The sequence below is a fragment of the Paenibacillus sp. W2I17 genome, from assembly GCF_030815985.1.
In the GTDB taxonomy this organism is placed as follows: domain Bacteria; phylum Bacillota; class Bacilli; order Paenibacillales; family Paenibacillaceae; genus Paenibacillus.
In genome coordinates, this window is the sequence record NZ_JAUSXM010000001.1 from 5,263,055 (window position 1) to 5,283,087 (window position 20,033).

Here is a 20,033-nt window from a genome sequence, read left to right on the forward strand (position 1 = left end):
TAAAGATGAGTCAGACCGGATCAATACCTACCGTTTCAATCTACGGCATTCCTTTTTCCAAACTGACGATGAAAGAAACGGTAAAGGTTCTCCAGGAAGCTGTGCTGTCCAAGCAGACACCACATCAGGTCATTACAGCCAATCCAATTATGGTTATGGCCGCATTGGAAAATCCCGCAATCATGGAAGTCATGCAAGCTGCGGAATTGATTGTTCCTGATGGAACAGGTGTCGTATGGGCTGCAAACTATTGTGGAGATCCTGTAGCTGAGCGAGTGCCGGGTTTTGAGCTTTTACATGAATTGCTGCGTGTTGGAGAAAACTATCGATGGGGCGTATATCTGCTTGGTTCCACCCCTGAGGTGATTCAAGAAACGGCAGTTCGGTTACAACAGCAATATCCGGCGATTCGAATTGTGGGTTATCGCGACGGTTATTTTGGTCCGGCTGAGGATGAACAGGTCATCGCTTCCATTCGGGAAGCGGCACCTGATCTGTTGTTTGTAGCACGTGGGGCGGACACCCAAGAACCGTGGATTCACAAGCACAAAGATGCACTACAGGTTCCTGTAACCATGGGCGTTGGCGGCAGCTTTGATGTGATTTCGGGCAAAACCAAACGTGCGCCTATGCTGTTCCAAAAGTTAAGACTGGAGTGGTTCTATCGCTTATTGCGTGAACCAAGCCGGGCTGGACGGATGCTTGCGCTTCCGAAATTCGCTGTTAAGGTGATGCGTGACAAAGAAAACGTGACGAAAGTCCGTTAAAAACAGGTAATTGCGAGATAAATGCGTGTTTTTGCTAGAAATTGAGGATGGCTTTTCAGGTGTGATGAGCGTATAATTCATTCCGGATTACATGTGTGCCACTCAAATGAAACTTTAAGTTGCACGTTGCCACTTCGATGTCAGAATAACCTTTTGATCGCTGTTATCTCTGGATTTCTTTTATCTAACCTTTTCAAGGTTGAAATCCCGCGATAAAGGCGAACGCTTCGCTTCTACAGGTTATTTCTGCCCTCTCCGTTCTGGTGCAAATGGCATTTTTCATCAAAAGTGACTAACAAAACATTTTTATATATAAAAAGAGATCAGGGGATTTATAATTTCGTACAGGTATTATAATTGGGGGTCGAATGTTCAAATGGTAGCGATCTTTATCATTGGATTTATCGTGTCAATGGGACTGGCTCTTGCCCTGACACCACTTGTCAAAAAGTTCGCAGTCCGCATTGGCGCAATGGATACGCCGAATGCACGTAAAGTACACACACGGATCATGCCACGTCTTGGTGGTCTGGGGATATTCCTGGCCTTTATTATTACAGTTGCTGCATTGCTTCCGTTTGTATCTGCATGGTTCACAACTCGGGACATGAGTTTTGTTAGTGCGTTTCTGATTGGTGGAACGATTATCGTGCTGATCGGAGCACTCGATGATCGGTTTGAACTGTCGGCCAAAGTAAAGTTGCTTGGTCAGATCGTGGCTGCTTCTGTCGTTGTATTCGGATTTAATATCCGGGTAGATTTCGTTAACATTCCTTTTCAGGATTCCTATTCTTCACTCGAAGCTTGGGTATCCATTCCCCTGACGATCTTCTGGATCGTTGGTGTAACGAATGCGATTAACCTGATTGATGGTCTGGATGGTCTGGCTGCCGGTGTATCTGGTATTGCAATTGGTACCATTGCCGTGATGTCCTTCCTGATGGGTAACATGATGATCGCCTTGATGTGTCTTGTATTGCTGGGTAGTATTATCGGATTCCTGTTCTTCAACTTCCACCCGGCTAAGATCTTTATGGGGGATACCGGGTCACTATTCCTTGGTTTCTCTCTGGCGATGTTATCCATGCTCGGTTTCAAACAAATTGCTATCGTGTCCTTTATTACACCGCTGATCATTATCGGTGTGCCGCTCTCGGATACCTTCTTCGCGATTATCCGTCGTGCGGTACAACGGAAACCGATTTTCGCACCGGATAAAGGTCACCTGCATCACTGCTTACGTGAACTTGGATTCAGTCACCGTCAGACGGTACTGATCATTTATGGAATTGCCGCATTCTTCGGAGTTCTGGCGATTATCCAATCTTCCGCTGCTATGTTCGAAGCGAACTGGGTAACGTTTGTGGTCATCTGTATCATGATGTTCTTCCTCCAGGTGGGAGCAGAAGTCATCGGGCTTGTTAGCAAGACGAGAAGACCGGTTATTAACTTCCTGATGCGCATGCGCGTCAAGCTGAATCCGGAGACCCGTTCGAAATCATAAATAGATAAATGTAATGGTTATAGCTATTCTTGAATATTATTCCAGACCCAACCTTATCCCTTGTGGATAAGGTTTTTTGTTTATTTTGAGATTTTTACTAAATAATTGGAACCTTTTGCCGATATATAATGGTAACTGACTTAAAAGAGGAGAGATGATTGAATGCAACGTACGAAGAAGCCGTTAATCTGGCTGATGATGGTGGCACTGGTTGTATCTCTAATACCAGCTGGCCTTGCACCAGTCGCATCGGCGGCGGGACAGACAAGTTACTTTACTCCTGATAATGCTGGGAATGTCCAATTGAAAGATACAGTAGGCCTCAAATTGACTGGAACCGGCACGGATGTGCTATCACGTTCAACTGCTTTTGTGGTAACTAGTAGTGAACAGCCTGTAACTGGTACGTTCACCAATGTTACAGGCTCCACTTTGGGGGCCAACGTTCAACTCATGAATCTTAAAGACGGAACTTGGGTTCCAGATAGCACACGAGTAGCACCAGCAGTTGTAACCGTTGATCCGGATCGTCCGGATAACCGCTTTAAAGCAACACTAACATTGTTTGCCGGTATGAATAAAGTTACGTTCACAGGTTCACAAGGACCAAGTGAAAGATCAGAGAGTTTTTATATTTTGTATGATTCTGTTCCATATATTGAAAAATTGCAAGTTCTTGGAGGAGCAGACAACCTTGATCTGAATGAAGGATCTCAAGTGGTCGTAGATACAGGCGAAGTAACACTTAGTGGTGTTGCCAAAAACTCATCCAAAGTTACGGTTTCCCTGAATAATGGTGAGTCTCTTCCAACCGCTTTGCAACCGGATGGACAATTTTATTCTCCGATGATGCGACTGAAGGCTGGTTTAAATGATGTGAAAATAACTATTGAGAGTGGCGTGGACAAGAACGTCTTCAATTACTCATTGTTATACTATGATGAAACCAATCCATACTCTAAATTGGATCTGATAGAGGGCGTGGCTCCAGGTGCTTTGGCTCAAAGCATGTTATCTACTAGACCGACTTATGGAGGAAATCCTGCGGAAGCCAATGTGAAGGTGGAATTGCTTGTCCCAGACGATGAGACAAATGCTTTACCACAAATTACAATTGATGGTGCAATCAACTCTACAATTATTCCAAATGTTGTACCGATACCGAGTGTTGGAGTCAATACACCGTCCTATGCTTTGATTTCTTTTGATATCCCATCGATTACTTTTACCAGCTCCGGAACTCCTGCGGAATTGGATCGTTTGCAGAATCACTCACTTACTGTGAAATATGGTAAAAGCACGGCAACAACAAATATGAACTTTCAGTATTTGGAAAATGAGACAGTCATTACAGATCTGAAGTATCTCAGAGATTATAAAGGAACAGGTGCAATTCCTGATGGTGTGCCTTTGACAGGTGCAAGTGTCAATGCGGCGGATTTCTACATTTTGGTTGAGACAAGTAGAAACCCAAACGGTGCAGTGTTATCAGCTGAGTATCTTCCAAGAGGAACTAGTGCGATAGATCTGCAGTTCGTTCAGCAAGTTACGCCAACCAAATATATTTATCAAATTAAAGGCTTCAAAAACGGAAATCAGACAGTTCAGTTTAAATTTGATGGATCGGCGTCAAGTCGCAATGCAACCATTTCGTTTGCATCCAAAAATTATATTTTCGTAAGTAATTTATCGGATGGTCAAACATATGATATGAACTCAAAGGCGACCGATGAAATTACAGTTGAAGGTAAATATGTAGATTTTGCGACACTGGATAGCAACTTCTTCGTAGCTGAAATTTTTGCAAATGGTGTCAAAGTATATTCTACTCATCCCCAGAATCCAACTGGGACAACAGCACCACAACAATTGCTTACCTTGGGTAGCGATGGTAGCTTTAAGGCTATTATTAAAGTAGACGGAGACACGGGACCTCTTTACTTCGGGGAGAACCGTATTGTACTTACAGGTACCGGTACGGGAGATAAGGGGCAGTTAAACGAAGTTTCCAAAGAATTGCGCATTTATATCAATGACAATAATGTGTCTACCATTAAAAATCTACAGCCGTCACCAAGTAGAGCTCGTTCAACATTTTTGGAACCCTTTAATCCTGACGATCAATGGGTGAAGAATTTATTCAACCTTTCCACCGATTTTACATTTGCTGATAAGAAGTACACCACAAGTCTTAAAAATTTCGATTTGGCTATTCGTGGTGCAGGAGCTACCCGTATGAGTCTGAGTATGGGTACCCAAAATATATTTACACTGAACATACCAGAAGGGTCTGCCGGAAGTACAACATGGGAAGACCCAGAAATCTCTGCTGAGTATGCTTTGAACAACGGTACAGTTATTGTTGATCGTACCGGTAGACAACAGGATTTTGTAGTACGTCTAAGAGATTTGAAGGCAGAAACTCCGGGCACATATATCTATACCCTTGACCTGTATAACAAAACTGGTGCTAAAACAAGTCAAAAGATTGAAGTGGTAAGGGAAGCTGCTGGTTATCGCATTATATCCCCACAACCCACTTCCGGTAGCCAAATTGTCGTTAACAAAAACTTTGTTCACTTTGATATTGAAGCTGAGGGAGCAACTTCGATTGTCATAGACAAAGAAACGGCTAAAAAACTTCAAGGAACGGAATCTGACCGTTTTGCTCTCGACTATGTTGGACTCAAAGCGGATAAAGTGAATAAAATTAAACTTACTATTGATCGTAGTGGTGTAAAGACCACCGATACAATCGAGGTGTATTATACGAGTGCTGCAGGTGTGGATTCACAGTATATGGCACCTAAAGTTGCAAATAAATACTCTGCATTCAACAAGCAATTAGAGCTGAGTTTTCCAAAAGGGACAGTAATGGAGAGTACAGACAATAGTGGAATTGCTAAGTTTTACCCGAATAACAAGTTGCTATTTGGTATTGCAGACCCGAATACGGGAATTGTGGAACGTCGCAATGACTATGGCAGTATCGTTGGTTTTAAAACAGAGGATGGAGATCCTAATCCATTAAGCGTACCAGACGAATATTATAGAAGATTCTCTGCTATAACAGGTGATTCTGTAAACTTTAGTCCAATCTCAGAGATTTATTGGATTAGTGGTGGTCTCGGAGAATCTGGAACCAGAGGCACTGATAATTACAAGGAGCCAACGAATGGGATTGGTCCGTATACTTTGGATTCTTTGTATGGTAATCCTTTGACGCCTACTGAACGCAAAATTAAACCCTCTGTTCGTGGTTCGTTGACATTGACATACGATTCAAATGTCGTTGATGATGCTGGTTCTACAATATCGGTCTTCTACTACTCTCCAAGTCGAGAATGGAAACGAATCGGTGGAGAAGTTGATTCCAAGAAACACACAATTACTGTACCATTTGATAATTTTGGTTATTACAAAGTAATGAAATTGAGAAGAAGTTATAACGATATTACGAACCATGGATGGGCCAGAAATATTCTTAATGCATTGTATGCCAAAGGCTTTATGACACCATTGCGATTTGAACAATTCGGCACAGATGATCGGACATCCAGAGGTGAGTTTGCTACACTTCTGGTAAAAGGATTGAATTTGCCTATCACTTCGGACAGCAGAAGAACCTTTACGGATGTAGCTCCTGGAACGAGTTCCTTCACTTGGGATTATGACAGTATTGAAACAGCAGCTAGAGCAGGGATTATTACCGGTTTGACCGATGGAGTATTTGGTCCGGACCGTCCTCTCACACGTGAGCAGGCAGCTGTTATGATTGCGAGAGCGCTTGAACTCAAATTAGCCACAAATGATAGTAAACTCCAAAGTGCATTGGCCAAGTCTTTCATTGACTCAGGTAGCATGGAAAACTATGCGGGACCTTCGGTACAAGCTGTTACCAAAGCGAAGATTATGGAAGGCTCACCAGTCACAGTAACAGGTCAGAGCAAACCACAATTTGCATTTAATCCCAAAGGCAATCTGACACGTGCAGAAGCGGGTAAAATTGCAGTTGAATTGCTCAAAAAGAGCACAAAAGTATTCCCTAAAAACTTAAGCTAGTTTTGAGATGGATTAATGCATTTTAGGAAGGACCTGCCCCTCATTCTGCAAGGGGTGGGTTCTTTTTATGACTGTGAAGCAACTGATATAGAACTCTTTTATAATAGAAGAGATCTGTTTTTTACCAATAACTATTTTTGTAATTTGTTAGAGATTAAGATACAATAACGGTAAATACACAATGATCTAGAGGGTGAAGTTAGCTAATGAAACCGATTTATTCGAGAGCCCAATTGGGTTACATGAAGGCAAAGACACAGTTCGAGAAGCAGGCAGTCATTCTGGAGAAAAAGTTGGAAGATACACGTAAGAAAGAGGAGATCTCTCAGGAAGTAATGGAAGGACTTGTACAGTCCACTGGCTTCCATGATGCGTATAACAGTCTGGTTCTGGCCGAGAATGAATTGATTGAATGGTCTCACACCACGATGAAGCATGAGAAGACATACCGGGAGAACAGACAACCAATTGACGATATGTATCTGAGATTGAATAGTGATCCTAATATGCGTGCTCAGATTATTGAATTGGCAATGAAAATTCGTTAATCGTTAGCTTATAGCAATTGTAGTGTTTCAAGAAGAGGTGCCCCGAGGGGCACCTCTTCTTTTATTTTTAATTTTGTAGAATTTGTCGCTTCATCGTGGAAAATAACGGGTATACATAAACGACTAAATCATTTCTTACGCAAGATGTTCTTAGAAAATATCGTGATAAGTACAGCTGTGATAAAGGTTTCAAACCTAATAAAGACCCGCACTGCATCAATACATAAATAAATTCAAAACTTTTTTTGATGAATCCGCAACTTTTTGAAATCTGCTGCGTTTAAGATGTAGAGTCGAAAACATTGGGCAACTTACCAAGAATGACCTCGTGAAGAATCTTGTCTATTTATTAGAAAAAATTGCTTTACGGCACGAGAGACCCATTGTATAATACGTAAGGTAGGATTAGGAAACTACTCTATTTACGTATGATTCTATCATTTATTTTTGTTTACAAGTTTCTGTGATATGCTCACAGACATCATTTATATTAACTTGCTCATAACTCTGGAAAGGGGGTGCGACAATAGAATGAGGAATACGAGCGACCCTATTAAAGAAAATTCCAATGTTATGAACGCCCAAGGAGGAGACAAAAAGGTTATGAAGAAAATTTTATCCGTAGCACTGTCTACAGCAATGGCATTCTCAATGTTTGCATCTGTAGCATTCGGTGACACAGCAGTAACACCACAACAACAGTTTGATGCATTGAAAGCAAAAGGTATCTTCAATGGTTACCCAGATGGCACAGCTGGTCTGGACAAAGAGATGACTCGCGCTGAGTTCGCAAAAGTTATCACTAAATTGCTTGGTTTGAAAGAGATCACTGGAACTCTTTCTTACACTGACAAAAACTACACAGCTAAAAACTGGGCTGTACCTTACATCGAAGCAGTAACTGCTGCAGGTATCATGGAAGGTAAAAACGTAGAGAAAAAAATCTTTGACTTCAACGGTAAAGTGACAGTAGCTGAAATGGCTACAATCTTGACTCGTGCACTTGATCTTGAAATCCCAACTGAAACTAACAACAATGCAGCAGCATGGGCTAAAGGTTATGTTCAAGCAGCGATCAACGCAGGTCTGATCGACGCTAACGCTAACTTCTCTGGTAATGCTTCCCGTGAATTGTTGGTAGGTGCAGCTTACTCCATCGATCAAGCTCAAAGCATTAAAGTTGAATCTTACACAGTATCCGAAGCTGGTAAAGTAGTTGAGTTCAAAATCAGCGACGGCGAAACTGTAAAAGTAACTTTGGATAAAGCTCTTGAAGCTAACAAAGAAACTGAAGTGAAATTTACTTACAAAGATAAAACTTTCACTGAAAAAGTTACTTATGTTGTAACTGCAGCTCAAAAAGTTGTTAGTGCAACTGCTAACAACCTTAAACAAGTTGTTGTAACATTTGATGGTGATGTTGATGCTGATAGCGCTGAGCTTGAGTCTAACTACACAGTAGACGGATTCAAATTCAAATCTGCTACATTGTCTTCTGACAAGAAAACAGTAACTTTGTTGCTGCCAGCAGAGCAAACATTCACTTCCCAAAAAGCTTACAAGTTGAATGTAAGCAATGTTAAAAACTCTGACAAATCAAAAGTGTTCAAAGAGACAGTAACAGTGACTCCAGTTGACACTACTTTGCCAGAAGTTTCAGAAGTAAAAGGCCTCGGAACTAAAGCTTTCAAAGTTGTATTCTCTGAGCCGGTTAAAGCTTCTTCTGTAAACACAACTTCTAACTTCCGCATCGACGGTAAAGCAATTTCTGGATATGTTAACTTCACTTATCCAAGTGTTGCAGTTATCACAACTGACCTGAGCGTTGGTAAACACACATTGACAGTAAATGGTGTTGAAGACTATGCAGGTTACAAACTTCTGCAAAAAGAAGTTGAGTTCGAAGTAGTTGAAGACACTACAGCTCCAGAAGTAGTTAGTGCTAAAGCTACAAACCTGAACAAAGTAGAAATCGAATTTAACGAGTCTGTTAAATCCGTGAGCAAAGCTTACCACACGTCTTCTGGTAAAACAGGAACTGTTACTGTTGAAGATAACAAAGTAACTGTTGACTTCGAAAACGACAACAAGCTTAGCTTGGGTGAAAACACAATTACTTTGGAAGGCGTAACAGACTATAGCAACAACTCTGCTACACGTACTTCTAAAGTGACTCCAGTGATTGACACTACTCGTCCAGAAGTTGCTTCTGTAACTGCTGAAGTTTACAACAACAACCACGTATTCACTATTGAATTCAGCAAAGCTGTTGAAGCTACTGATGTTGCGAAAACAGCAAACGCTAACTTCACTTTGAAGAATGAAAAAGGCGAACTGGTTACAACTAGAGGCTTCACAGCTGCTGGTCACCCAGTTAATGCTCCTAAATTCGTAGATGGCACTGGTAACAAACGTGTACAAATCACTACAATCGGTGAGTTGCCACAAGGTAAATATACTTTGGAAATCGCTGGTATCCGTGATATCGCTGCGATTGCAAACACAATGTTGCCGTACACTACTACTGTAGATGTAAGTGACGTTGCTAAACCAAAAGTTAACGATGCTTGGTTCGTTCAAGAAAACACTGGTAATGGATCTTTGAAAGATCTGGATATCTACGTTACATTCAGCAAAGAAATGGCTGTAAGTGGTAACGGTAGTGCGATTGATCCAAACAAATATAACTATCAAATCGGCAATGGTCCTTTGTTGCCACTTCCTAACAATACTGAGGTAACTCAAGTAAATGCACAACAAGTGCGCATTTCCTTGCCTGCCAAAGAAAATGGATACTTGGCTGCAACTGATACTCTGAATCTGCGTATCGCTAATGTAGCAGATACTAAAGATAACTACATCGCTGGAAACGTAGTTTCTACGCCTGTTGTAGCTAAAGACTCCAGAAAAATTGGTGTTGAGTCAGCTAAAGCTGTATCTGACAAAAAAATTGAAGTTCAATTCAATGGATACTTGTCCTCTGTAAGTGCAAGTGACTTCGCTATCAGTGCGACTAGCGCAACTTACGGTTTGAAATTGAACAGTGTTGAGACTAAAGATGGTAACACTTTGGCTCACTTCGAAATCACTACAGGTCAATCTTTGGATGCAACAGCTTCCACAGCTAACTTTGTTACGATTCGTTCAGTTGAAAACATCCAATCTGTAAGTCCTAATGGTATTAAAGTTGGTACTGTTAACGAAGGCTTGACAGATGGTATCGCACCTAAATTGGCAGCAAACAGTAATTTCAACGTTGTTGAAGGTGCAGTTCAAGCCAATGGTAAGAGACAATACACAGCTACATTGACATTCAACGAAGCTTTGAATGTTGCTAACAATACTACTGGCTTCTTGGCTCGCCTTGGCGGATCTGAAGCTACCGTTACTGCAGTTGCTGCTGGCACTAACAGTAATGAAGTAGTAGTTACATTTGAAGCTGCTGGTACTACACAGTTGACTGGTTCTTATGTAGAACTGTACCTCAATTCTACAAATGCAACTAACAAATTTGTAACTGACAAATCCGGTAACGCTGCTGATGCTTCTAACGTTTCCGTACAAAGACAGTACTAATTTATAAGTTTTTTAGAAAAGACCCTTAGAGAAATCTAAGGGTTTTTTTTATTGTGGTTTATTCGATAAATCACAACAACATCGTAACTTTCTACCTTTCCCAAACGTTTATACTATAAGAGCAATAAGAGCAACAAGCAACTTATGGGAGGTTTGGAAGTGGATCAAAAGAAAATGTTTGTGAGCTTGCTCGCGAGTGCGATGTTGATTAGTTCAACGGCTGGCATTGCTATGGCGGCGAGCACAACCAATAAAACGTCTGCCACCAGTTCAAATAGCAGCACATCGAAGAAAACGACATCAACCACGAAACAGGTTGTACATACACTCGGTAACCTATCGGCTGTTAAAGTGACTGCACGAAGTTCCGTAAGATTAACAGATGTAAATATCTTGGCGCAGGACGATGGCAATGTGGTTACGTATACGTTGTCTTATAAGAACAATGACAGCACCCCAATGATGATGCTCGATTACTGGAGCAAGGTGAAAACCAAGGGTGGAACATCGTTCGCACCTAAACTGATTGCGAAGGATCAGGAAAAGAAAACGGTCGCCCCTGGATCAACAGTTGAGTTGACCTATGTCATGAAAGTGGGTCGCGAGGTGAAACTCAGTGATCTGAACTTCCTCATCGTGAAATGGGATTTCAGTCAAGCTAACTATGAACGTACGCTGGGTAAGTTTAACGTGCCCGCATCCTATAGTATTACCACACCTGTAGGCAAACCAAAGACGGTTCGTCTAAGCGATTCTGCCGTGAAGGTGAAAGTATCAGGTATTAAAGTGTTTCCAGGTGAGGATAAGAAACAGTATGTGAAAATTGGCGTGAATTTAAACAATATTAGTTATAAATTGCTTGAAAATCCGAATATCAAATGGATCTTGCGTACACCAAGTGGAACCAACTATCCGTTAACTCCGGATAAAGACAACACGAGTGTCAGCATCCAGGCTCAAGCTAATAAGGCCCTCAGTTTGATGGCATCTCTTCCTACGTCAGTGAAGCTTCAAAAGTCTGAGTTGTTGCTGGTAGAAGAACAGGGTGAAGAAAAGAGTGTTCTGCCTGTTGCTGCATTGCAATTGCCAGAGGCTAGCAAAACGAATGTAGAGGTTGCTGCCAATCAACCAAACATTATTTCAGTTGAAGGACAACGACTATCCACATTGCTTGAATCCGCTAAAGTCCGAATCGATGATGGTGAGTATAGCCTTAATCTTCAAATGAAGCTCAAGAATGAAGGTAAGAAAGCCATTAAGGTGCCGACATATACCTTCGAGGTACGAAATACAGACGGAACAGTCTATCCGATTGAAACTAAAGCATTGGATACATTGAAGTTGAACCCGGGTGATATCAAGACCATTAAGCTCAGTGCAACCCTTCAGGGTGATGGAGATACGAGCAAAATCAAGTTGTATGTGATGAGTCCGGTAGACAAAAATGAAAGCACAGAATCCACAACATCTTCTCCTACAAATGGATTTGTCTTCTCCTATCCTGTAGGTGTCTATGGGATTCCTGAATCGGTATCCAGTGGAGATGGATTGACAACCGAAACGGTCATTAAGAATAACAAAGGTACATTTGGTGTGTCTTTTGGATCGTTACAGCGGTTGCCGTGGCTTGATAGTGATATTATTGCCGCAAAAGTGACCATTCGTAATGCAGGTAACAAAACAGTTCAACTTCCTGAACTTGAAGCAATGTTTATGATTGATTCTGCTGAGATTGAAGGAGACAAGAAGTTAATCTACACACAAAGTGGCAAGCTACTTGGAGCTGGCATGACAACCGAGGCTTACCTTTTGACCAAGATTCCTTCTGAAATACGTATATCTCGTCTCGAACTTAGTCTAAACGAGAAAGTTAGTGAAGAAGAGACGAATGAGTGGATTACGTTAAATACGTCTGGATTAATTCCGCCTGTATCTTATGTTGGAAGCGGCAAGACATACACATCGGGTACTGCTGATAAAGAGACCGAAATGGGTGTGCGGAGAACGATTCGTTATCCGGGAACGTCATCGGACATCGTATATACCGAATTCGAGATGACGAACAAATCACTACGTCAAAGTGGTCTCGGTAAACTGGTAGGTTACTTCAAAACATCGGATGGCCAGTATTACAGAGCAACAGCGAAGCAAGCAGAGCGTCTGCCTGGACCTGGTCAAAAGTCGATTGTTACGTTCTGGGCTAAGATTCCGAAGTCCGTTACCTTCTCAGACCTGCGCCTGATTGTGGGTGAAGGTATTGCAGACAGCAAGTTTGTAACGGGTGAAGGTGAAGCGACTGCTTATGTGAATGCTCTGGCATTTGAAGTGCCGCCAACCTCCATTAGTGTTCAAGGCTCGTTGACCAATATTGATCTTTATCCTTACTCTTGGACTGCCAACAGTGTGAGAGCATATCTGGCAGGGAGTTCGTCTGTACAGATCGAGATGAATTACAGCTTATCCCGTAATGAAGAGATTGAGATGGGTGAGAACGAGCACAAGTTAATCCTTACAATGACGGACCAAGCAGGTAAATCATATGAGAAAGAGCTGACTTTGGGAACCGATCTGAAAGTGGGAACCAACCAGACACTGAGCTGGAGCGTAGAAGATAGCTTCTACGAGAAGTTGCGTGGTGGTTCGTATCGCTTAAGCGTAGATGATCAGTTCCAGGGACAACGTCTTCGTCTTGCAGAACAGAGCTACGGATATGATTTGACCAAGCTTCCGAAGGAAGAACCTGTCGATTTGAGATAAATGCAGATATTCGAATAATTGTTAGATTTGTCCACAAGACCTCGTTTCTTCCCCAATGGAAACGAGGTTTTGCTTGTCGCATCCCTATTTTTTCTCTATAGTTAAAGTTAATAGATTACCAGAGGAGGAAAATGATTCACATGAAACCTTATATGAAAGTATCCCTCGCTGCGCTCGCCATTGGTGTTGGCGTCTGGGTTGGGTCGGTATACAGTAATACAGCCATCGGTGCAGGTACAAGCCAGCCAGGAACAGCAGATGATCCGGTTGTAACAAAGAGTTATGTAGATCAGCAGATCCAACAGGCTTTGGGCGGTAAGATCCCGACTGGAGGAGGAAGTACCAATACGGGAACAGACAGCAATGCAGGAAATGGTAACAACACTGGCTCTACAGGAACCGGGAACTCCGGTAGCACAGGTGGAAACACATCCCTTCCTCCACTGGTCTCGGGCGCTTCTGATGCCGTTGAGATCGTAACCGTGAAGCCGGGTCAACAGCTGATCGGGAAGTCCGGCGCGGAGTTCATTGTACGTAGCGGCAAAGCTGTGATCGTCAGTGAGGGTACGAATGGTGTAGCTGATCTGACGGACGGGATTGACCTGACGAATGGACAGGCAGCGCCGACCAATCACCTGCTCTCTTTTCCAAGGGATGGACGGGGGATCACGGTCTTGGAAGGAAACAAATACAGCTTAACCGTAATGGTTCGTGGTGGATATACTCTGAAATAGTTTTTGTAGCTGTTAAAGGAATTATTCATTAGTCATACTTTTCATTTGCTCAGATTACCCAGTTCTAACAAACATTAATACGGCTAGCGTGCCTTCTTCCTGCTCACTCTATAACTGTTGACAATCAATTAATGGAGGTGCAGGAATCATGGCTAGAAGCAATCGCAAAGTGGTACCCGAAAGTCGTCAAATGTTGGATCAAATGAAGTATGAGATTGCTGCAGAGTTTGGTCTCAATGTAGGTTATGGTGGCAGAGGTTTAGCTGGTGCGGATACAGAATTTGGATCTGAACTGGGTGAAGTGAGTGATCACTCCTATGGGCAATACAAAGGGTGGGGACATCTGACTTCCCGCGAGAATGGATCCGTTGGTGGAGAGATCACCAAAAGGCTAATTCGTCAGGCAGAGCAGCACTTATAGGGCATTTTCCTTCCCCCATTTTGTTTGACACGTCTTGACAAATACGTTAAGATGGCACTTGAGGTATGCAACCTTTTCCACTAGGGAAAGGTTGATTTTCGTTTGAGGCAATTACCTGAAAAATCCTTATCTTCGGTACTGCGGACCCTGCGTCCTTATTCCATTTTGGAAAGCTTCGAGGGTACAGTGAACGAATCGCTGTCATGTTTTGTTCGGGCAATCGCCATACTACTAGTTATGGGAGGTTGAAACTTCATGTCTGTTAAAGGCCGGCATCTATTTACATCGGAGTCTGTAACCGAAGGACATCCGGATAAAATCTGCGATCAGATCTCAGACGCCGTATTGGACGCGTTCTTGGCAAACGACCCCAATGCTCGCGTAGCTTGCGAAGTTTCCGTAGCCACAGGCTTAGTGCTTGTCATCGGTGAAATCAGTTCAGCTTCTGAATACGTGGACATTCCGTCCATCGTTCGTAATACAATTAAGGATATTGGCTACACACGTGCCAAGTTCGGTTTTGATTATAACACTTGTGCAGTTCTGACTTCTCTGAATGAGCAGTCTGCTGATATTGCCCAAGGCGTTAACGCAGCGCTAGAGAACCGTGACCCGGAACAAGTTGCTCGTGAAACAGAAAACATTGGTGCAGGTGACCAAGGTCTGATGTTCGGTTTTGCAACGAACGAAACACCAGAACTCATGCCTTTGCCAATCGCATTGTCTCACCGTATCGCACGCCGTCTGGCGGAAGTGCGTAAGAACGGTACATTGGAATATCTTCGTCCGGATGGTAAAACGCAAGTAACGATTGAATACGACGGTGACAAACCGGTACGTGTGGATACAATCGTTGTGTCTACTCAGCACGCTGAAGAGACTACGCTGGAGCAGATCCAAAAAGATATCAAAGAACATGTAATCTTGCCTGTCGTTCCAGCTGGATTGCTGGATGAGCAGACTAAATATTTCATCAACCCAACAGGACGTTTCGTTATTGGCGGACCTCAGGGAGATGCAGGCCTTACTGGACGTAAAATCATCGTAGATACCTACGGCGGTTATGCACGTCACGGCGGTGGTGCGTTCTCGGGTAAAGATCCAACAAAAGTAGACCGCTCCGCAGCATATGCGGCACGTTACGTAGCGAAAAACCTTGTAGCTGCAGGTCTTGCAGACAAAGTTGAAATCCAGCTCGCTTACGCGATTGGTGTAGCCAACCCGGTATCGATCAACGTGGATACATACGGAACTGGCAAAGTCAGCGAAGAGAAATTGGTTGAGCTCGTGCGTAACAACTTTGATCTTCGTCCGGCTGGCATTATTCGTATGCTGGATCTGCGTCGCCCAATCTACAAACAAACGGCTGCTTACGGTCACTTCGGCCGTACAGATCTGGATGTACCTTGGGAACAAGTGGACAAAGTAGACCTTTTGAAAACTCAAGCAGGTCTGTAAGCTTCTGTTCAACACGTGTAGAAGCCCAAGATTCCTATAAGGAATCTTGGGCTTCTTTTTTTGCATTAGTATTATGGATATCTCTTCATTACAAAAAAGGAAATTATATTTACATATAATAACTATTCGCTAATCAAATATTTCCTTTTTGCCGAAATACATAAAGAGGTCTATACATGGAATAAACAGTTGAATCTGGATGAGGAGGAACGAAAGGTGAGTATAAAAGGAATGATCCGCAAGGGGATCATCGGATTGTTAATTGTATTATTGACTACGCAAGGTTGGTATAGTGGTTTGGGGTTGAAAGAGAGTACTGCATATGCAGATGACGATTTAACGGGTTTGGGGATTGAGTCATCTATGCCAGCATTAGGTGCTCGAAACGTTGATAGTACATTACCATTTAGTCTTGTCTTCAAGAAGCCAGTAAGAAAAGTTACAGGTACGCTAGAGAACATATCCATATACAGATTACCGGAGAACAAGCTGGTTGCAGAAGTTCCTGTGAATTCTGCAGTAAATGTTTTAGCCGATTCCGCTGATATCCCAGGTGTGTAGGAAAAATCATTAATTTTCAGTTGAACGAAGCATTAAAAGGTGGGCACTACGCCATTCGAATCGGAGCGAAATCCTTTGAATACGGAGATAATGAGCCTTTTGATGGCTTAAATGAAGAAGCTTGGTCATTCTATACCTTGGGACTAGGGGCTACGACTATAAATTCTTTATTCCCAATTAACGGTGCAGTTTCTGTTACTCGTGATTCAAATTTACAAGTAACTTTTAGCAATCCAATTGATGCTGGTGTGGGAGAAATCGTAATTTACGAAGGTGGCGTTGAGTTTGAGCAGTATGACATGGCTCTACCGCAGTCTCGTGTCGTGATTAGCGGCAATACGCTTACAATTGATCCCGTGAAAAGTTTTTCCAATAATGCTACATACTCAGTTGACATAGATCAAGGAGCTTTAAGAGACAAGGCAGGGAATGATGTCGCTGGAACAGGAATTAACGGGTGGCAGTTTACATTTTTTCAATCAGACCCAACTTCCTTAGTGGTATCTTCTCTATCACCATCTAACGGAGCGAGTGGAGTCGCGCTGACAGGAGAGCTGACAGTTACATATAACAAAGAGCTTGATCCTCGCTATCCCGGATCAGTAACGCTAAGAAATGCGAGCGGAGCAGTAATAACAACATCTACGTCTGTCAATAGCTCGAATCATCGACAGCTGCGAATTATCCCATCGAGTAGTCTAACTAGCAATACAAGCTATACCGTGGATATTCCAGGAGGACTGTTGCGAGACAAATCAGGTAATCTGTATACAGGACTTAACGGAGCCACATCGTGGACATTCCGTACACAAACGTTAGATCGAACTGCTCCTGTTCTCAAAACCTCCAAAATGTACAGTAATACCATCATTCGTCTGACCTATGATAAATTGCTCTCAAGTCTTGATCCTCTGCCATCCAGTTTCTCCGTTACTGTTAATGGGGAGTCACGTAGTGTATCTACGTCTTATGTGTCTGGAGATAGTGTTTACGTAGTTCTAGATACAGGTGTAGCAGTAGGACAAGTGGTTCGCATTGGATACTCCCCTGGATCATCAACGCGCAAAATTCAGGATTTATCTATGAATTCGGCAGCTGCCTTCGGAGCCAGAGATGTGGAAAATAGTTTGGAATCAATCATGTCCAAACCTAGAGAAGGCAGCGTCTATAACAGTACGCTCAATCTCTATTATCCTGAGACCGTATATATTAACTCTAGTGAAGCATACAAACAATTCAGCGTGACTGCAGATGGAACTTCTGTGGGTGTAAGTAGCATCTCAACCAATAACAGTTCACTTGTCACTCTTAACCTTAGTCGTTCGATCACAAATGGTGAGGTTGTTCGTGTATCCTATCAGCCGAGTGAATGGGCTGTAAAGGACAGTCGGGGTCAAGCGCTTGCTGGATTTAACGAATTTTACGTTCGTAACAGTATTGATACGAAGAACCCAGAGTTCCAAAACGCTGAGGTCAGCGGCAATAAACTGTGGATTCGCTACAACGAACCGCTAAGTAGATCAAATAAACCTTTGAAAAGTCAGTATTCGGTACTGGTAGACGGGAAAGCTGTATTTGTCAATGATTCGGAAATTGAAGATGATCTCGTGACACTGACATTGGCCTCGTCTGTCACTGATACACAGACCGTGACACTATCTTACGTTCCTGGAACGAGCCGTCTAACAGACCTAAACGGAAACCCGGCAGGATACTTGAATTTAACCCCCGTGACCTACACATATGGAAATGGAACGATTCTGTCTGGTGTGTTACAAGGAGACACGATACTTATTAACTTCCGTAATGCTTTAAAGACAGAATCTGCATTAAGTCCAGCTCAGTTCAGAGTACAGATTGGTAGCAATAACGTAGCTGTTAGCTCCGCATCGGCATCCGGCTCAGTTGTTACTTTAAAGTTGCCCACTTCTGCATCTGCAGGACAAACAGGAATCGTTAGTTATACACCGGGTGCAGTTTCGCTTCGGGATGCTCTTAATACTGAAGTAGATGCTTTTGGTCCACTGACATTGCAAATAAAAGAGGTAGATACAGTTACACCCACACCCACTGCTCCATTGAAGGGCCGTCCCTCATGGATTAGTGAAGTAGGTGCAGCTGAATCCGATTTTGGACAATCAATGTACATTATGAAAAGTGATACAGCTGCTGTCGAAACTATAACTTCACGGAACAATCGTCCAACACGGCAGTTTACCATTGATGAGACCAAGCTTGCCCAAGCATTTGAATATGCGTATTCTAGCGGGAAACTAAATCAACCCATCATGTTCGAAGTTCCAGAGAGTGAAGCAACAGCATCTGTGGGAATCCCGTTCCATACGCTCTCTCGGATAGCTGCAACTTACCGCACGGGTTCATTTGGCATTAAATATAGTGATAGTGTCTGGCTTGTGCCCTTGTCACAACTGGAAGTTGTGGCTATGGGACAAAGTGCAGGGATAACAACAGCCCCTGGTACTGCCATATTATATGTGCAGTTAGAGGCTCTTCCTATATTCTCCTTAGGAACGTTAGAGTATATGTTAACAAGTTCAAACGCTCAGCGACTGGCTAACGTGACAGAAGTTCATATTGAGCTCTATAACGGAAATACCGGGCAAACTGTAGAACAGAATATCAAAAGTCAATTTTGGATGCAACTTCCTGGAAACACGTCAACAGTCTTATCCGGATTCACTGCTGTGGATTCGAACACACAGACGTTATCCTATATACCAACAACTTTCAGAACTACAACATCTGGAATGGTTGCTAGAGGTAAATTAAACGGTAATCAGATCGTAGCCCCCGTGACTCATTTGGTAAGCTTCCCGAATGCAAAACCATGGGCACGAGATGCTATTACAGAGTTGGCCTCCAAGTGGATCATAAGTGCTGATAATCTTACTGCATTTAAGCCAGATATGAAAATCACTAGAGCAGAGTTTGCTGAGTTGATTGCCAAAGGATTAGGGCTAAAAGGCAATCGTGCAGCTGCACAACAGTTCCGAGATTTGAATGCAAACAGTTCAACTTATGCATATATAGGCGCTGCAGTGGAGGCGAAAATTATTGAGGGTGTTGGCGATAATAAATTCCAACCCAATAGATTCATCACCCGGGAACAAATGGCCATTATGTTGATGAGAGCAATGAATTATGCTGGGCAATCAGCACCCCTTCAACTTTCAGTTGAGGATACCTTATCTAAATTCAAGGATAAGAAATCTATTAAATCCAAGGACATTGTTGCCAAAGCAGTACAGACAGAAATTATTAATGGTGTGTCGGATACTGAATTTAAGCCGCTGGCACATGCAACAAAAGCACAAGCGGCAGTCATGCTAAAACGTATGCTAAATAGAATTGGTTATCTGTAACCGGTAATCTTAAAGACATAAACAATGTTAGGTATCTAAAAAGCACATCAGCCGAACTACTCACGCTGATGTGTTTCTTTTTATATTGACCAATATATGAATGAATGGAATATTCATCGGAGATATGACAGAGTGCTATTTTCAAAATCTATGCATGCTAATATAGGGGGCAAACGTAACTTTTTCCACAAAAAGCAGTCTATTAATAGAAGAGTATACTAGAGATCTCGCTATCGGCTGCCTACTTGGCAGTGTTCGTGAT

11 protein-coding genes are annotated in these 20,033 nt (G+C 42.6%); all 11 read left to right on the forward strand.

The genetic code is table 11. The features are described 5' to 3' along the window. Window positions 1-5 precede the first annotated feature (5 nt). The 11 genes from QF041_RS23540 (at window position 6) to QF041_RS23590 (ending at window position 19,771) form a co-directional block, all read left to right on the forward strand. Complete coding sequence (locus tag QF041_RS23540) at window positions 6-767, forward strand: WecB/TagA/CpsF family glycosyltransferase (protein ID WP_076319213.1); 762 nt, start codon at window positions 6-8, stop codon at window positions 765-767. Between the two features lie 376 nt (window positions 768-1,143). After that, complete coding sequence (locus tag QF041_RS23545) at window positions 1,144-2,271, forward strand: glycosyltransferase family 4 protein (protein ID WP_036667762.1); 1,128 nt, start codon at window positions 1,144-1,146, stop codon at window positions 2,269-2,271. 162 nt (window positions 2,272-2,433) lie between these two features. Then, on the forward strand, window positions 2,434-6,333 hold the full coding sequence (locus QF041_RS23550) for an S-layer homology domain-containing protein (protein ID WP_307415886.1): 3,900 nt from the start codon (window positions 2,434-2,436) through the stop codon (window positions 6,331-6,333). 206 nt (window positions 6,334-6,539) lie between these two features. After that, complete coding sequence (locus QF041_RS23555) at window positions 6,540-6,881, forward strand: hypothetical protein (protein ID WP_047840687.1); 342 nt, start codon at window positions 6,540-6,542, stop codon at window positions 6,879-6,881. A gap of 603 nt (window positions 6,882-7,484) precedes the next feature. Further along, entirely contained in the window at window positions 7,485-10,457 is a 2,973-nt protein-coding gene (locus QF041_RS23560; protein WP_307415887.1) for an S-layer homology domain-containing protein, read from the forward strand. A gap of 159 nt (window positions 10,458-10,616) precedes the next feature. Continuing rightward, the gene (locus QF041_RS23565; RefSeq protein WP_307415888.1) at window positions 10,617-13,214 is read left to right on the forward strand and encodes a hypothetical protein; all 2,598 of its coding nucleotides are present in this window, start codon (window positions 10,617-10,619) and stop codon (window positions 13,212-13,214) included. Between the two features lie 140 nt (window positions 13,215-13,354). After that, on the forward strand, window positions 13,355-13,948 hold the full coding sequence (locus QF041_RS23570; RefSeq protein WP_307415890.1) for a hypothetical protein: 594 nt from the start codon (window positions 13,355-13,357) through the stop codon (window positions 13,946-13,948). Window positions 13,949-14,096: 148 nt separating this feature from the next. Continuing rightward, window positions 14,097-14,369, forward strand: a complete 273-nt coding sequence (locus QF041_RS23575; protein WP_017691962.1) for an alpha/beta-type small acid-soluble spore protein — start codon at window positions 14,097-14,099, stop codon at window positions 14,367-14,369. Window positions 14,370-14,624: 255 nt separating this feature from the next. Further along, the gene (gene metK, locus QF041_RS23580) at window positions 14,625-15,827 is read left to right on the forward strand and encodes a methionine adenosyltransferase (RefSeq protein WP_036612510.1); all 1,203 of its coding nucleotides are present in this window, start codon (window positions 14,625-14,627) and stop codon (window positions 15,825-15,827) included. A gap of 216 nt (window positions 15,828-16,043) precedes the next feature. Then, window positions 16,044-16,388, forward strand: coding sequence for a hypothetical protein (locus QF041_RS23585; protein WP_307415891.1), 345 nt, complete (start codon window positions 16,044-16,046; stop codon window positions 16,386-16,388). A 20-nt stretch (window positions 16,389-16,408) separates the two neighbouring features. Beyond that, window positions 16,409-19,771 carry a SwmB domain-containing protein gene (locus QF041_RS23590; protein ID WP_307415892.1) on the forward strand — a complete coding sequence of 1,121 codons (3,363 nt, stop codon included), beginning with the start codon at window positions 16,409-16,411 and terminating at the stop codon, window positions 19,769-19,771. The last annotated feature ends 262 nt before the right edge of the window (window positions 19,772-20,033 follow it).

Bases quoted from the DNA above. Each gene is read 5' to 3' on its own strand.
- QF041_RS23575 (WP_017691962.1), top strand. From the start codon at position 14,097: ATGGCTAGAAGCAATCGCAAAGTGGTACCCGAAAGTCGTCAAATGTTG.
- QF041_RS23555 (WP_047840687.1), top strand. From the start codon at position 6,540: ATGAAACCGATTTATTCGAGAGCCCAATTGGGTTACATGAAGGCAAAG.
- QF041_RS23550 (WP_307415886.1), top strand. From the start codon at position 2,434: ATGCAACGTACGAAGAAGCCGTTAATCTGGCTGATGATGGTGGCACTG.
- metK (WP_036612510.1), top strand. From the start codon at position 14,625: ATGTCTGTTAAAGGCCGGCATCTATTTACATCGGAGTCTGTAACCGAA.
- QF041_RS23570 (WP_307415890.1), top strand. From the start codon at position 13,355: ATGAAACCTTATATGAAAGTATCCCTCGCTGCGCTCGCCATTGGTGTT.
- QF041_RS23540 (WP_076319213.1), top strand. From the start codon at position 6: ATGAGTCAGACCGGATCAATACCTACCGTTTCAATCTACGGCATTCCT.
- QF041_RS23560 (WP_307415887.1), top strand. From the start codon at position 7,485: ATGAAGAAAATTTTATCCGTAGCACTGTCTACAGCAATGGCATTCTCA.
- QF041_RS23545 (WP_036667762.1), top strand. From the start codon at position 1,144: ATGGTAGCGATCTTTATCATTGGATTTATCGTGTCAATGGGACTGGCT.